Source organism: Serratia sp. (in: enterobacteria), assembly GCF_051654945.1.
Taxonomy (GTDB): Bacteria; Pseudomonadota; Gammaproteobacteria; order Enterobacterales; family Enterobacteriaceae; genus Chania.
On sequence record NZ_JBOFZA010000028.1, the window covers coordinates 161,832 to 175,493 of the forward strand.

The following is a 13,662-nucleotide window of genomic DNA, read 5'->3' on the forward strand; positions in this document are numbered from 1 at the left end:
TCAGATGCCGGAGCTAATTTGTTGCACATTCGATCCCCTCTCCCACAAGGAGAGGGAGCCAGCGCGGTGCTGTGGTCAGATGCCGGAGCTAATTTGTTGCACATTCGGTACCCTCTCCCTTTGGGAGAGGGTTAGGGTGAGGGGAAAACCCTTATCACTACGCTAAAAGGAAAAAACCATGAAACCATTACTACTCAAGCAAGCATTACCAGAACTGCAAGACATTGGCAGCGTCAGCAACCTGGGGGCCACGGTGGTCGCCGGTGAACCCAACGTTGGCGTAGCGATGATTTTCGGCGCTCCGACGGACAACCTGAACTGCGGCGTCTTCAGCTGTACCCGTGGCACCTTTGTGATGGAATACCCGTTTGCGGAGCACGCCACGGTATGGGAAGGCACGGCGACGCTCACCAATGAGAACACCGGCGAATCGGCCCAGTATCAGGCCGGGGACTCCTGGTTTGTTGAGAAGGGCACTCCGGTGCGCTGGGAAATTACCTCCGATCGCTTCGTGAAGCACTATCTGGCGATTGTCGAAGGCTAACCCGCAAGGAGGGTGATGCGATGACGGATATTACACTGTTGCCACAGGTGACGGCCTTTCTGGAGCGCCAGCAGGGCCATTACATTAGCGGCCTGGCCGTAGCTGGGGCTGGTGAAGAACGCTTTGCAGTGGTTAACCCGGCAACCGGGCAGACCATCTCGCAGGTGAATGAAGGTGGGCAGGCAGAGGTCGATGCGGCGATGCAGGCGGCCTTTGGCGCTTTCCACGGTAGTTGGGCACAGGTTTCGCCGTTGGAGCGCGGCAACTGCCTGACGCGGCTGGCCGACTTGCTGCAAACCCATCGCGAGGAACTGGCGCAGCTCGAAAGCCTGTGTTCCGGCAAAACCATTCAACTGTCTCGCGGGCTGGAAATTGATATGGCCTCGCAGTTCCTGCGTTATTTTGCCGGTTGGTCGAGCAAAATCAGTGGGGAGACGCTGAACGTTTCATTGCCTTCCTTCCAGGGCGAGCAATACACCGCCTTCACTCGGCGCGAGCCGTTGGGCGTGGTGGTCGGCATCATTCCGTGGAACTTCTCGATCATGATCGCCATCTGGAAGCTGGCTGCGGCGCTGACCTGTGGCTGTACGGTGGTGCTCAAGCCGAGTGAATACACGCCGCTAACCATGTTGCGGGTGGCCGAACTGGCAACAGAAGCGGGCATCCCGGCTGGCGCACTTAACGTGATTAACGGTTCAGGTGCACGCCTTGGCCCGGCACTGATCGCCCATCCGCGTTGTGCCAAAGTGACCTTCACCGGCTCGGTTCCTACCGGGATCGCAGTGGGGAAAGCCGCAATGGAACAAGGGATTGTGCGCACCACGTTGGAACTGGGTGGCAAGAATGCTGCCGCGTTTCTGGCGGATGTCTCGGTCGACAAGATGGTCGACGGCATTATCGAGGCGGGCTACCTGAATCAGGGCCAGATCTGCGCCGCAGCGGAACGTTTCTACCTGCCCGCCAGTCATATCGATGAGGTACTGGTAAAGCTGACGCAGCGCCTGGCAGCCATGAAGATAGGCTCACCGCTGGATGAGAGCACGGAAGTGGGGCCATTGGCCAACGAGGCACATTACCGCAAGGTCATGGCCCTGTTCGACAAAGCGCGGGCCGAGGGTAGTCAGATTGTTTGTGGCGGTGAGGCGTTGGCCGGGCCGGGCTTCTTTGTGGTACCGACGGCGATCCGCGCCAACGGGCCGCATGATGCTTTAATGCGTGAGGAGACCTTTGGTCCGGTGGGCACTTTCCTGGCCTATGAGGATGAAGAGCAGATGATCGCCATGATCAACGATTCGCCTTACGGCCTGGCCGCCAGCCTGTGGACCAACGATCTCAGCAAAGCGATGCGCATGATCCCACGCATTGAAGTGGGAACGCTGTGGATCAATATGCACACCTTCCTCGATCCGGCGTTGCCGTTCGGTGGGGTGAAATCGTCGGGAATGGGCAGAGAGTTCGGCAGCGCGTTTATCGAGCACTATACCGAACTGAAATCGGTGATGGTCAGATACTGATTGCCATTTTTTAGGGGCGGGGATCCGCTCCCATTAATCTTCGTCGAAGCCGGAATTAAACAGTTCAATCACCGCTGCCAGCGCCTGCACTTCCTGCGGCCCGGTGGCTTCAATTTCGATCTGGCGGCCCTGGGCGGAATCCAGCATCAGCAGCGCGATCACGCTGCTGGCTTCCGCTTCGGTGCCGCTGTCATTACGCAGCAGCACTTCGGCGTCAAAACTCTGTACCAGCTCAAACAGCTTCATCGCCGGGCGTGCGTGCATGCCCAGCTTGTTCTTGATTTCAACCGTCTGCTTGACCGTCATTGTTGTTTACGCTTTTCCAGTGTGCGGTGACGTGATTGCACGTTCTTGCCGCGTGAACGGAAATAATCCGCCAACTGCTCAGCTACGTACACCGAACGGTGCTTACCGCCGGTACAGCCAATGGCAACGGTCAGATAGCTGCGGTTGTTGGTTTCCAGCATCGGCAGCCACTGTTCCAGATAGCTACGCGTCTGGTAGATGAAGTTGTGCACTTCGGTGTGACGATCGAGGAACGAGGCCACGGGCTTATCCAGACCCGTCATCGGACGCAGTTTGGGATCCCAATGCGGGTTGGGCAGGAAACGCACGTCGAACACGTAATCGGCATCGATAGGAATGCCGTGCTTGAAGCCGAAGGATTCAAACACCATCGTCAACTCGCGCTCGCGTTTACCCAGCAGGCGGGTACGCAGCATTTCTGCCAGCTCATGCACCGACATTTCCGAGGTGTCGATGATCAGATCGGCACGGGAACGCAGCGGCTCCAGCAGATCGCTTTCTTCATCGATGGCGCTTTCCAGCGACAGATTTTTAGCAGAGAGAGGATGCAGGCGACGGGTGTCGCTGTAACGACGGATCAGGGTGTTGCGATCGGCATCAAGGAACAACAGCTGCGGCGTAAAGCTCTCCGGCAACTGGGTCATTGCATATTCAAACACTTCCGGCGATTCCGGCATGTTACGGACGTCGATGCTTACCGCTGCGGAGCTATTGCGTTCGGCCAGCGTCTGGGCCAGCTGTGGCAACAACACCACCGGCAGGTTATCAACGCAGTAAAAACCCATGTCTTCCAGCGCCCGCAAGGCGACGGATTTCCCTGAACCGGAACGGCCGCTGACAATCATCAGCACCATGTGGTAACTCCCCTGGCATCTCAATGGCGCTCATCGCCACCGTTAGGATCTATTATCCGGGCCATGACCCGGATATATCATAAGTAAAACAGTAGCGTTTTCATGGCTGAAAGTCACGCCAGCCGATGTTTACTCGGTGATGATCTGGTAGAGCTCTTCGTCGCTAAGCGCTGAGCGCAGGCGGCGGCAGACGGTTTTGTCGGCCAGCCGTTTGGCGACCAGCGACAGCGTATGCAAATGAGTTTTACATTGATCGGCCGGTACCAGCAATGCGAAAAGCAGATCGACCGGTTGATTATCAATGGCATCAAAGGCGATAGGTTGCTCAAGGCGGATAAACACGCCAACGGCTCGCAAAGTGTCCTCCTCCAGTTTACCGTGTGGGATCGCGATACCGTTGCCGATACCGGTGCTGCCCATACGTTCCCGGGTGAGCACTGCGTCAAACACCACCTGCGAAGGCAGGTTAAGCTGTTTGGCCGCCAGCTCGCTGATAATTTCCAAAGCCCGTTTCTTGCTGGTGCAGTGTACCGAGCTTCTGGTGCACTCGATGTTTAACACCGAGCTTAATTGCATTATTTCGTTGTTCATCTCATCTTCACTTAAAACCGCGTCCTGTTGCTTCCCGGCCAGCTTGCGCTGAGAACCTGCAAAATACGGTTTTTCGCCTGTTTAACCCTGATGGCTGATCGGCGCATACCGATACAGGTGACGCGCCGAGGGTTGCCGTGTAGCCAAGTCGACTACGATGTGGGCCATTACATGTGGCATAACGGCCCAGAGTGTCAGTGTTGCTTTAGTTTGTCTTTATGTTTGTTCAACTGACGTGCCAGTTTGTCGATCAGGCAGTCAATTGCGGCATACATATCTTCTTTTTCCGAGGTGGCGTGCAACTCGCCGCCATTCACATGCACCGTTGCTTCCGCAATTTGCTGCACTTTTTCCACACTAAGTACGACATACACCTGGTTAATGCGGTCAAAATACTGTTCGAGCTTGGCAAACTTGGTGTTGACGAACTCACGCAATGGTTCGGTGATTTCGATGTGGTGTCCGGTAATGTTGAGCTGCATAATGTCTTCCTTCTCTATTGAGGTCAAACCAACTGTTTACGCTGGTTCGACGGCGGGATGGACAAAGACTCTCGGTACTTGGCGACGGTGCGCCGCGCCACCATGATCCCCTGATCGGAAAGCATCGTGGCCAGCTTGCTGTCGCTAAGCGGTTTGGCGGGGTTTTCCGCCGCGATCAATTTCTTCACCAAGGCCCGGATCGCCGTTGAGGAGGCTTCGCCACCGCTGTCGGTATTCACATGGCTGGAGAAGAAATACTTCAATTCGAAAATGCCACGCGGGCTGTGCAGGAACTTCTGCGTCGTCACGCGCGAGATAGTCGATTCATGCATTTCCACGGCCTGGGCGATATCCGCCAGCACCATGGGCTTCATAAATTCAGCACCCTGTTCAAAGAAGGCCTCCTGCTGTTCGACAATACAGCGGGTAACCTTGAGCAGCGTGTCGTTACGGCTTTCCAGACTCTTGATCAGCCACTTCGCTTCCTGCAAATTGCTGCGGATATACTGGCCGTCGGCATCGTTGCGCGCCGTGTTGCCGAGCGCCGCATATTGCTGGTTGATTTTCAGCCTTGGGATGCTGTCTGAGTTAAGCTCCACCACCCACTTGTCCTGCACCTTGCGCACCAGCACGTCCGGGATCACATACTCGGATTCACCGGTATTGATCGACTGTCCAGGACGCGGATCGAGCGAGTGGATCAACTGCATCGCTTCTTTCAGTGTATCTTCTTTTAAGCGAGTTGTTCGCATCAGGCTGCGAAAGTCGTGATTAGCCAGCAGATCCAGATGATCGCTGACGATCAGGCGGGCTTCAGCCAGATAGGGCGTGTCTTTGGCGTACTGGGAGAGCTGGATCAACAGGCAGTCACGCAGATCGCGCGCCGCGACGCCAACCGGATCAAAACGCTGTACGCGCTTTAATACCGCTTCGACCTCATCCATCGTCACGTTCTCGTTGCCCATACTCTCCAGAATATCTTCCAGCGGTACGGTGAGATAGCCGGTGTCATCGACGGCGTCGACGATCGAGGTGGCGATGGCGGCGTCGGTGTCAGAGAACGGCGTCAGATCCACTTGCCACATCAGGTAGTCTTGCAGCGTCTGGGTGGTTTCGCCCTGATAGACAGGCAGCTCGTCATCGCCATAGTCGGTACCGGTGCCGGAAGGTGTGCCAGCGGTGTAGATTTCATCCCAGGTGGCATCCAGAGGCAGCTCTTCGGGCATGTCCTTCTGTTCCAGCGCTTCGCGGGTATCCAGCCCTTCGGTCTCGACGCTTTCCTTGGCGTCGATCTCTTCGTGCTGGTCTTCGGTCTGTTCAAGCAGCGGGTTGCTCTCTAGCGCCAGTTGGATCTCCTGCTGGAGCTCAAGCGTGGACAGCTGCAACAGGCGGATCGCCTGCTGGAGTTGTGGGGTCATGGCCAGTTGCTGGCTGAGCCTGAGTTGCAAACCTTGCTTCATAATCTTCTGCTACTTCCGTTAACGGCGGCCAGTGGGCCTGCCGCTGGAACCTAAAGGCGGAACTCTTCGCCCAGATAAACGCGTTTCACCTGCTCATCGGCCAAGATAGCGTCCGGCGTGCCGTGGGCAATCAGCTTGCCCTGGCTGACGATATAGGCGCGCTCACATACGTCCAGTGTCTCGCGCACGTTATGATCGGTGATCAGCACGCCCAGGCCGCTGTCACGCAGGTGCTCGATGATTTTCTTGATATCGATAACGGAAATCGGGTCAACCCCGGCGAAAGGCTCATCCAGCAGGATAAATTTCGGGTTGGCGGCCAGCGCACGGGCAATTTCCACACGGCGGCGTTCACCACCGGACAGCGACTGGCCGAGGTTGTCGCGCAGGTGGCTGATATGAAACTCTTCCATCAGCTCGATGGCCCGATCGTTACGCTGCTCGCTGGTGAGATCGTTGCGGATCTCCAGCACGGCCATCAGGTTGTCGTACACGCTCAGCCGACGGAAGATCGACGCTTCCTGCGGCAGGTAGCCGATACCGCGGCGGGCACGGGCGTGCAGCGGCAGGATACTGATGTCCTCGTCATCGATCACGATGCGCCCGGCGTCGCGCTGTACGATGCCGACCACCATGTAGAACGTGGTGGTCTTGCCGGCACCGTTTGGCCCCAGCAGGCCGACGATCTCGCCAGATTTCACTTTCAGGCTCACGTCTTCAACGACTTTGCGGCCTTTATAGGCTTTCGCCAGGTTTTCTGCGATGAGTGTTGCCATAAGTAATTAGTTACTCTTCTTTTGACCGTTTTTGTCTTGCAACTGTGAAGGCACCAAAACCGTGGTCACGCGTTTGCCTTTATCGCTGAACGCCTGCATCTGCTGCTGTGGCACCAGATAGGTAATACGGTCGCCCTTCACGTTGCTGTCGAGCTGTTCCAGATAGGCATTGCCGGTAAGGGTGATCAGCTGCGTCGCTACATCGTAATGGACTTTCTGCGCGTGGCCTTTCACCGGCTTGCCGCTGTCCTGCATCTGGTAGAAGGTTACCGGATTGCCGAACGCTTCAATATAGGTTTTGTTCTGATCTCCACCCGGGCGCGTGACCACGACCTTGTCGGCCTTGATCTCGATGGTGCCCTGCTTGATCACCACGTTGTCGGTAAAGGTGCTGACGTTGCTCTGCATATCCAGCGACTGTTTCAGCGAGTCGATACTTACCGGTTGGTCAGAGTCGGATTTCAACGCCAATGCGGGAGAGCTGGCGGTCAAAACGAGGCTGACGATCAACAGATTACGGAGTTGGCTTTTGGTTCTGAATTTCATAGTTGGTCTTGACCTTATCAATCAGCTCAGCGGTTTTGTTCCGCAGATTGCCACGCATTTTCATGCCGTTAGAAGTGAAATTCGTCCCGAACAGGGTCACTTCATCATCGGAAGAGACGTCCTGGGTGACCAGATTAATCTGGGCATTATCGGTCTTGATTTTTTCCAGCTGTGAGGTGGTTGTCAAACTGTTCACCTCTACGTGGCCGTACAGATACAGCATGCGGTTCTTGGTCAGCTTGGCGCGATCGGCGCGTATCGTCCAGGTGGCCACGGCATTTTCATCAAACAGCGTCATCACCGGCTGGGTAAACCAGCTTAACTCATCGGCGGTGTAATATTTAACCTCTTCTGCCACCAGCTTGTAGCTTAGCTGCCCGGCCGGATTGTACACCACGGTCACGGTATGCTGGCTTTGATAGGTCGGGTCTTCGTTGTTGACCGGCACCGCACTGCCATCATCGCTGAAATCGGCCATGTTCCAGCCAATCAGCGCCAGCGCGAGCACGGTCAGCAAGATGGTGATCCAAAGTTTGGTTTTACTCATATTGACAGCCCTTTGGCGTCCTCCAGCTTGTTTTGCGCCAGCAGGATCAGGTCGCACAGCTCGCGTACCGCACCACGGCCACCGTTGATACGGGTGACATAGTGGGCGCGAGGTAACAATATCGGATGTGCATCGGCTACCGCTACGGCCAGACCCACTTCGGCCATGACCGGCCAGTCGATCAGATCGTCACCGATGTAGGCGATTTCATCTGGCATCAGTGACAGTTTATCCAACAGTTCACGGAAGGCCAAAAGCTTATCGGACTGACCCTGATACAGGTGGGTGATATCCAGGGTTTTTGCCCGGTCTTCCAACAGTTTGGCCGAACGTCCGGTAATGATCGCCACCTCGATACCCGAGGTTTTCAGGCAGCGGATGCCGTAGCCATCACGGACGTTGAAGGCTTTCAGCTCTTCGCCATTGTTGCCCATGTAGATCAGGCCGTCTGACAGCACGCCGTCGACATCACAAATCAGCAGGCGGATTTTCCCGGCTCGGGCGATTACGTCTTCAGCTACCGGCCCGTAACAGGTTTCAACCAGACTCATGCAGTGGGTTTCCTTTCATTAAACGACGCCAGCGCGCAGCATGTCATGCATATGTACCACACCCAGCAATTGGTCGCCATCGGCAACCAGCACGGCGGTGATATGCCGTTGCTGCATCAGATTGAGCGCATCGACCGCCAGCAGGTTCGGGCGCACCCGGATACCGCCCAGCGTCATGACGTCGGTGATTTTGGCATGATTGAGATCGATGCCCATATCGAACACCCGGCGTAAGTCACCGTCGGTAAAAATACCGGCGATTTTCATCAGATCGTCGCAGATCACCGTCATGCCCAGGTTCTTGCGGGTGATCTCCAGCAGCGCGTCGCGCAGCGAGGCATCGGCGCTGACGTGGGGAATTTCGTCGCCGCTGTGCATGATATCGCTAACGCGCAGCAACAGGCGACGGCCCAATGCCCCACCGGGGTGAGACAGGGCGAAATCTTCCGGGGTAAAGCCCCGGGCCTTCAGCAGCGCGACGGCTAACGCATCGCCCATCACCAGGGTGGCGGTGGTGCTGGTGGTCGGGGCCAGCCCCAGCGGGCAGGCTTCCTGCGGCACCTTGATGCAAAGATGCACCTCTGCCGCCTTGCCCATCGAGCTTTCCGGGTTGTTGGTCATGCAAATCAGCGGGATTTGCTGGCGCTTCAATACCGGGATCAGTGCCAGAATTTCGTTCGACTCGCCGGAGTTGGAGATTGCCAGCACGATATCTTGCTTAGACACCATGCCCAGATCGCCGTGGCTGGCCTCTGCCGGGTGTACGAAGAACGCCGGGGTGCCGGTACTGGCCAGCGTGGCGGCAATTTTGCAGCCGATATGACCGGATTTGCCCATGCCCATGACCACCACTTTACCGCAGCATTCTTTGATCGCTTCACAAGCTCGGACGAAATCGGCGTTGATGTACTGATCGAGCTGGGCCAGGCCATCACGCTCAATCTGTAGCACTTCTTTGCCTGCCTGCTGATAGTCAAAAATAGACGACATACACATTCCCAACGGTTAGCCGAACGTACTGAAAGGGTTAAAGAACAACACTGCAAGATACGCAATAAAGCCACATAATAACAGAGCTCCCGCCAGATGACCGATACGATGTTTGCGGCCAATGCACAGGGCGGCAAGCAGGATACTGGCCGCCAGCATCACCCAGTAATCGCGCTGGAAGGCGGCAGGATCGATACTGCCCGGTGAGAGCAGGGCGGGGATGCCCAGTACGATCACCGTGTTAAAAATCGTCGAGCCGATGATATTCCCTACCGCCATATCATCTTCGCCTTTTAGTGCTCCGGCGATCGAGGTGGCCAGTTCGGGCAGGCTGGTACCGATGGCGATAATCGTCAGGCCAACCACCAGTTCGCTCAGGCCAAAGTAGTGGGCAATCACCGACGCGTTATCGATGATCATCTTTGATGACAGCGGCAGAATAATGAAGGCCAGCACCAGCCACAGAATGGCCACGGTGTTGCTGCTGTCCTGCGGCAGCTCGGCGAGTTGCTCCACCGTCAGACTGTCGTTGCCTTCGCGTTGTGCCAGCCTGGCAATTTTCAGCATCAGCAGGATAAATCCGGTGGCGGCCAGCAGGAGCAGCATGCCGTCGAACCGGCTCAGGGTGTTGTCCATCAACACATAACCGCATAACAGAGTGACCCCCAACATCAGCGGTAGTTCACGCCGTAACACCTCGGAACGTACCGACAGCGGATGGATCAGCGCTGCCACCCCCAGGATCAGTAAAATATTGGTGATGTTGGAGCCAATCACGTTGCCCACCGCCAGGTTGGTCTGCCCATTGAGGGCGGCGGTGACCGACACGATCAACTCTGGCAACGACGTGCCGATCCCGACTATCGTCATGCCGATAATCAACGGGGGAACCCCCAGCGAACGGCTAATCACCGCCGCGCCATAAACCAGTCTGTCAGCCCCATACACCAGTAAAAATAAACCAACGATCAACAGCATTATTGCGAGAAACATTCAGGGTCCTATTTTTGGGTATAATCCCGGTTCGTTGGTCAAACGCCGTTATCGGCCAGCTTGCTTACCCCACGTTGCATCAGTGATGTCACTGCAACGAATTTTCCCGGTCAAAAGTGGAACATCTTTATTTTTTTGCGTTATTTCCTAATTTTGACCGTCTGGAGCCTAAAAGTAAAACCTATGGCATCATTGGTAACGAATTGACGGTAATCTTCGGTAAAAATAGGACGTATTGCCCCTATTGCTTTACCATCACGGATGATTTGGCACAAAAACAGCCTGTACAGGATCAATAAACATGCACCAGAAGGCAGATAATCTGGTCGAAGTGCGCGGCATGAACTTTTCTCGCGGCGATCGGCTGATATTCGAAGACATCAACCTGACGGTTCCCCGTGGCAAGGTAACGGCGATCATGGGGCCGTCCGGCATTGGTAAAACCACGCTGTTGCGCCTGATTGGTGGCCAGTTGAGCCCGGACTGCGGTGAGATTTGGTTTGATGGCGACAACATTCCGGCGTTGTCGCGTCATCAGCTGTATGAGTCACGTAAGAAGATGAGCATGCTGTTTCAGTCGGGGGCACTGTTCACCGATCTGACGGTATTTGAGAACGTGGCCTACCCGCTGCGAGAACACAGCCGCCTGCCGGAAGAGATCCTGCGCAGTACGGTGCTGATGAAGCTGGAAGCCGTAGGATTGCGGGGCGCGGCAGATCTGATGCCGAACGAACTGTCTGGCGGTATGGCCCGGCGTGCAGCTTTGGCGCGTGCCATTGCGCTGGATCCGACGCTGATCATGTTCGACGAACCCTTCGTCGGCCAGGATCCGATCACCATGGGCGTACTGGTCAAGCTGATCGATGAGCTGAACCACGCGCTCGGGATCACCTGCATCGTGGTTTCTCATGATGTGCCAGAGGTCTTGAGTATCGCGGATTACGCCTATATTGTGGCGGATCACCATGTCATTGCCGAAGGCTCGGCCATGCAGTTACAGAACAATCCTGATGCGCGAGTGCGTCAATTTCTGGATGGTATTGCCGATGGGCCGGTACCGTTCCGTTACCCTGCTGGTGATTATCAGACAGAGCTTTTAGGGGAAGGGAGTAAATAACCTCATGTTTTTAAAGGCGTTAGCGTCGTTAGGACGCCGTGGCATCAACACCAGCGCAGCCTTTGGACGCGCCGGGCTGATGCTGTTCCACGCGCTGATCGGGCGCCCGGAACCGCGCAAACAGTGGCCGCTGTTGTTAAAGCAGCTGCACAGCGTGGGCGTGCAGTCGCTGTTGATCATCATGGTGTCCGGCTTGTTTATCGGCATGGTGTTGGGGCTACAAGGTTACATCGTCCTTACCACCTACAGCGCCGAGGCCAGCCTGGGCATGATGGTGGCATTGTCATTACTGCGGGAGTTGGGGCCGGTAGTGACCGCTCTGCTGTTCGCTGGCCGTGCCGGTTCGGCGCTGACCGCTGAAATCGGTCTGATGAAGGCCACCGAGCAAATCTCCAGCCTGGAAATGATGGCGATCGATCCGCTGCGGCGTATCGTGGCCCCCCGTTTCTGGGCAGGCCTGATCAGCATGCCGTTGCTGACGATTATTTTCGTCGCTATCGGTATCTGGGGCGGTGCGATTGTTGGCGTGGACTGGAAAGGGATCGACAGCGGTTTCTTCTGGTCGGCGATGCAAGGGGCCGTAGAATGGCGTCAGGATTTACTGAACTGCCTGATCAAGAGCGTGGTTTTTGCCATTACCGTTAGCTGGATTGCGATCTTCAATGGTTACGATGCCGTACCAACCTCTGAAGGGATTAGTCAGGCAACGACAAGGACCGTGGTACATTCGTCACTGGCGGTGTTGGGATTGGATTTCGTGCTGACTGCACTGATGTTTGGGAATTGATTCGATGCAAACGAAGAAAAGTGAAATCTGGGTTGGGGCGTTTATGCTGATTGCGCTGTGCGCCATCATCTTCCTCTGCCTCCAGGTGGCCAATATTAAATCGATCGGTAACGAGCCGACTTACCGTATCTATGCCACCTTCGATAATATCGGTGGTTTGAAAGCGCGCTCACCGGTGAAAATCGGCGGGGTGATGATTGGCCGTGTTGCGGCTATCTCGCTCGATCCGAAGACCTACACGCCACGCGTAGCGCTGGATATTCAGCAACAGTACAACCAACTGCCAGACACCAGTTCGCTGGCAATTCGCACCTCCGGCCTGCTGGGGGAGCAATACCTGGCATTGAACGTCGGTTTTGAAGATCCCGAGATGGGCACTGCTATCCTTAAGGATGGCGGTACCATTCAGGACACCAAGTCTGCCATGGTGCTGGAAGATTTGATCGGCCAGTTCCTGTACAAGAGTGGGGGGCAGGATAGCTCTAACTCACCAGACGCTGCCGCAGCACCTGCACCGGATGCCGCTGCGCATTCCGCTACAAGTCATTAATCGAGGAAACCTGCATGTTGAAACGTTTTTTAATGGTTGCCCTGCTGGTGGTTGCGCCGCTAGCTAATGCGGTGGATCAGACTAACCCCTACAGCCTGATGCAAGACGCTGCGCAGAAAACCTTTACCCGCCTGAAAAGCGAGCAGCCGAAAATCAAGCAGGATCCCAACTACCTGCGCACCATCGTGCATGAAGAACTGATGCCGTTCGTGCAGGTGAAATATGCCGGGGCACTGGTGCTGGGCCGTTACTACAAAGATGCCACGCCAGCACAGCGTGAAGCCTACTTTGCTGCGTTCCAGTCCTATCTGGAGCAGGCGTATGGTCAGGCGTTGGCAATGTACCAGGGCCAGACCTATCAGATCGAACCGGAACAGCCGCTGGGTACTGCCGATATCGTGGCGATCCGTGTGACCATAGTGGATAAAGGTGGCCGCCCGCCGGTGCGTCTGGACTTCCAATGGCGCAAGAACAGCAAAACCGGCAACTGGCAGGCGTATGACATGATCGCCGAGGGCGTCAGCATGATCACCACCAAGCAGAACGAGTGGGCCTCCACCCTGCGTCTTAAAGGCGTTGAAGGTTTGACCCAGCAGCTGCAAGCGGCCGCCAAACAGCCGATCACTCTGGATCAGAAAAACTGATGGCCGCAGCGCTGAGCTGGGTATCACAACAGCAAACGCTGGTGCTGAGCGGCGAGCTGGACCGTGAGACGTTATTGCCGCTCTGGCAGCAACGTGAGATGTTGTTGGCGGATAAAACCGTGATCGATGTTGCTCAACTGCAGCGCGTGGACTCCGCCGGGTTGGCACTGCTGCTGCATTTACGTGAGCAACGGCGTCAGCAGGGAATTGAGATAAAAATTTCCGGCATCACCGAACGGTTGCAAACGCTGATCACGCTCTACAATTTGTCAGCAATAATGCCTGTCGAAACCGCAAGTTAGCCACATATTTGGCGGCTTGACCGGGAAAAATCAGCTAAAGGCCCCTGTTGCTCAGGGGCTTTTTCTTTGGTTTAAGAAAGCGGCGGATTCTACTAAGATAGGCGCCAA

18 protein-coding genes are annotated in these 13,662 nt (G+C 55.9%); 7 read left to right on the forward strand and 11 right to left on the reverse strand.

Translation table 11 applies throughout. The annotated features are described in order from the left end of the window. Window positions 1-178 precede the first annotated feature (178 nt). Both ACRDCA_RS03095 and ACRDCA_RS03100 read left to right on the forward strand, forming a co-directional pair. Window positions 179-544 carry a cupin domain-containing protein gene (locus tag ACRDCA_RS03095; RefSeq protein WP_025122686.1) on the forward strand — a complete coding sequence of 122 codons (366 nt, stop codon included), beginning with the start codon at window positions 179-181 and terminating at the stop codon, window positions 542-544. Window positions 545-564: 20 nt separating this feature from the next. After that, window positions 565-2,058, forward strand: coding sequence for an aldehyde dehydrogenase family protein (locus ACRDCA_RS03100; protein ID WP_438688260.1), 1,494 nt, complete (start codon window positions 565-567; stop codon window positions 2,056-2,058). A gap of 33 nt (window positions 2,059-2,091) precedes the next feature. On the opposite strand, the gene npr is transcribed toward ACRDCA_RS03100, so the two are convergent. The 11 genes from npr to ACRDCA_RS03155 all read right to left on the reverse strand — a co-directional run bounded on the left by npr (window position 2,092) and on the right by ACRDCA_RS03155 (window position 10,154). Then, window positions 2,092-2,364: a PTS phosphocarrier protein NPr gene (gene npr / locus ACRDCA_RS03105; protein WP_142016712.1), complete on the reverse strand. Its 273-nt coding sequence runs from the start codon at window positions 2,362-2,364 to the stop codon at window positions 2,092-2,094. Further along, the gene (gene rapZ, locus ACRDCA_RS03110; RefSeq protein ID WP_021180704.1) at window positions 2,361-3,218 is read right to left on the reverse strand and encodes an RNase adapter RapZ; all 858 of its coding nucleotides are present in this window, start codon (window positions 3,216-3,218) and stop codon (window positions 2,361-2,363) included. Before rapZ ends, npr begins: the two co-directional genes overlap by 4 nt. Window positions 3,219-3,347: 129 nt before the next feature. Further along, complete coding sequence (ptsN, locus tag ACRDCA_RS03115; RefSeq protein ID WP_025122682.1) at window positions 3,348-3,809, reverse strand: PTS IIA-like nitrogen regulatory protein PtsN; 462 nt, start codon at window positions 3,807-3,809, stop codon at window positions 3,348-3,350. 194 nt (window positions 3,810-4,003) lie between these two features. Beyond that, complete coding sequence (gene hpf / locus ACRDCA_RS03120) at window positions 4,004-4,291, reverse strand: ribosome hibernation promoting factor (protein ID WP_025122681.1); 288 nt, start codon at window positions 4,289-4,291, stop codon at window positions 4,004-4,006. Window positions 4,292-4,314: 23 nt separating this feature from the next. Next, on the reverse strand, window positions 4,315-5,751 hold the full coding sequence (gene rpoN, locus ACRDCA_RS03125; protein WP_438688261.1) for an RNA polymerase factor sigma-54: 1,437 nt from the start codon (window positions 5,749-5,751) through the stop codon (window positions 4,315-4,317). Window positions 5,752-5,801: 50 nt separating this feature from the next. Further along, entirely contained in the window at window positions 5,802-6,527 is a 726-nt protein-coding gene (gene lptB, locus ACRDCA_RS03130) for an LPS export ABC transporter ATP-binding protein (RefSeq protein ID WP_248945512.1), read from the reverse strand. 6 nt (window positions 6,528-6,533) lie between these two features. Further along, window positions 6,534-7,073 carry a lipopolysaccharide ABC transporter substrate-binding protein LptA gene (gene lptA, locus ACRDCA_RS03135; RefSeq protein WP_438688262.1) on the reverse strand — a complete coding sequence of 180 codons (540 nt, stop codon included), beginning with the start codon at window positions 7,071-7,073 and terminating at the stop codon, window positions 6,534-6,536. Further along, window positions 7,042-7,620 carry an LPS export ABC transporter periplasmic protein LptC gene (gene lptC, locus ACRDCA_RS03140; protein WP_438688263.1) on the reverse strand — a complete coding sequence of 193 codons (579 nt, stop codon included), beginning with the start codon at window positions 7,618-7,620 and terminating at the stop codon, window positions 7,042-7,044. Before lptC ends, lptA begins: the two co-directional genes overlap by 32 nt. Beyond that, entirely contained in the window at window positions 7,617-8,171 is a 555-nt protein-coding gene (kdsC, locus tag ACRDCA_RS03145; protein WP_438688264.1) for a 3-deoxy-manno-octulosonate-8-phosphatase KdsC, read from the reverse strand. Before kdsC ends, lptC begins: the two co-directional genes overlap by 4 nt. Window positions 8,172-8,189: 18 nt before the next feature. Continuing rightward, on the reverse strand, window positions 8,190-9,161 hold the full coding sequence (gene kdsD / locus ACRDCA_RS03150) for an arabinose-5-phosphate isomerase KdsD (RefSeq protein ID WP_438688265.1): 972 nt from the start codon (window positions 9,159-9,161) through the stop codon (window positions 8,190-8,192). Window positions 9,162-9,176: 15 nt separating this feature from the next. Continuing rightward, on the reverse strand, window positions 9,177-10,154 hold the full coding sequence (locus ACRDCA_RS03155; protein ID WP_438688266.1) for a calcium/sodium antiporter: 978 nt from the start codon (window positions 10,152-10,154) through the stop codon (window positions 9,177-9,179). 301 nt (window positions 10,155-10,455) lie between these two features. On the opposite strand from ACRDCA_RS03155, the gene mlaF reads away from it, so the two are divergent. The 5 genes from mlaF to mlaB are packed head-to-tail and all read left to right on the forward strand — an operon-like array spanning window position 10,456 to window position 13,554. Then, window positions 10,456-11,271 carry a phospholipid ABC transporter ATP-binding protein MlaF gene (gene mlaF, locus ACRDCA_RS03160; protein WP_025122672.1) on the forward strand — a complete coding sequence of 272 codons (816 nt, stop codon included), beginning with the start codon at window positions 10,456-10,458 and terminating at the stop codon, window positions 11,269-11,271. Between the two features lie 4 nt (window positions 11,272-11,275). After that, window positions 11,276-12,058: a lipid asymmetry maintenance ABC transporter permease subunit MlaE gene (gene mlaE, locus ACRDCA_RS03165; RefSeq protein WP_021180693.1), complete on the forward strand. Its 783-nt coding sequence runs from the start codon at window positions 11,276-11,278 to the stop codon at window positions 12,056-12,058. 4 nt (window positions 12,059-12,062) lie between these two features. Beyond that, window positions 12,063-12,608 (forward strand): outer membrane lipid asymmetry maintenance protein MlaD, encoded by a 546-nt coding sequence (gene mlaD / locus ACRDCA_RS03170; protein WP_438688267.1) that lies wholly within the window; start codon window positions 12,063-12,065, stop codon window positions 12,606-12,608. Between the two features lie 14 nt (window positions 12,609-12,622). Continuing rightward, window positions 12,623-13,252 (forward strand): phospholipid-binding protein MlaC, encoded by a 630-nt coding sequence (gene mlaC, locus ACRDCA_RS03175; protein WP_438688268.1) that lies wholly within the window; start codon window positions 12,623-12,625, stop codon window positions 13,250-13,252. Then, window positions 13,252-13,554 (forward strand): lipid asymmetry maintenance protein MlaB, encoded by a 303-nt coding sequence (mlaB, locus tag ACRDCA_RS03180; RefSeq protein ID WP_438688269.1) that lies wholly within the window; start codon window positions 13,252-13,254, stop codon window positions 13,552-13,554. The genes mlaC and mlaB overlap by 1 nt, the downstream gene beginning before the upstream one ends. Window positions 13,555-13,662 lie beyond the last annotated feature (108 nt).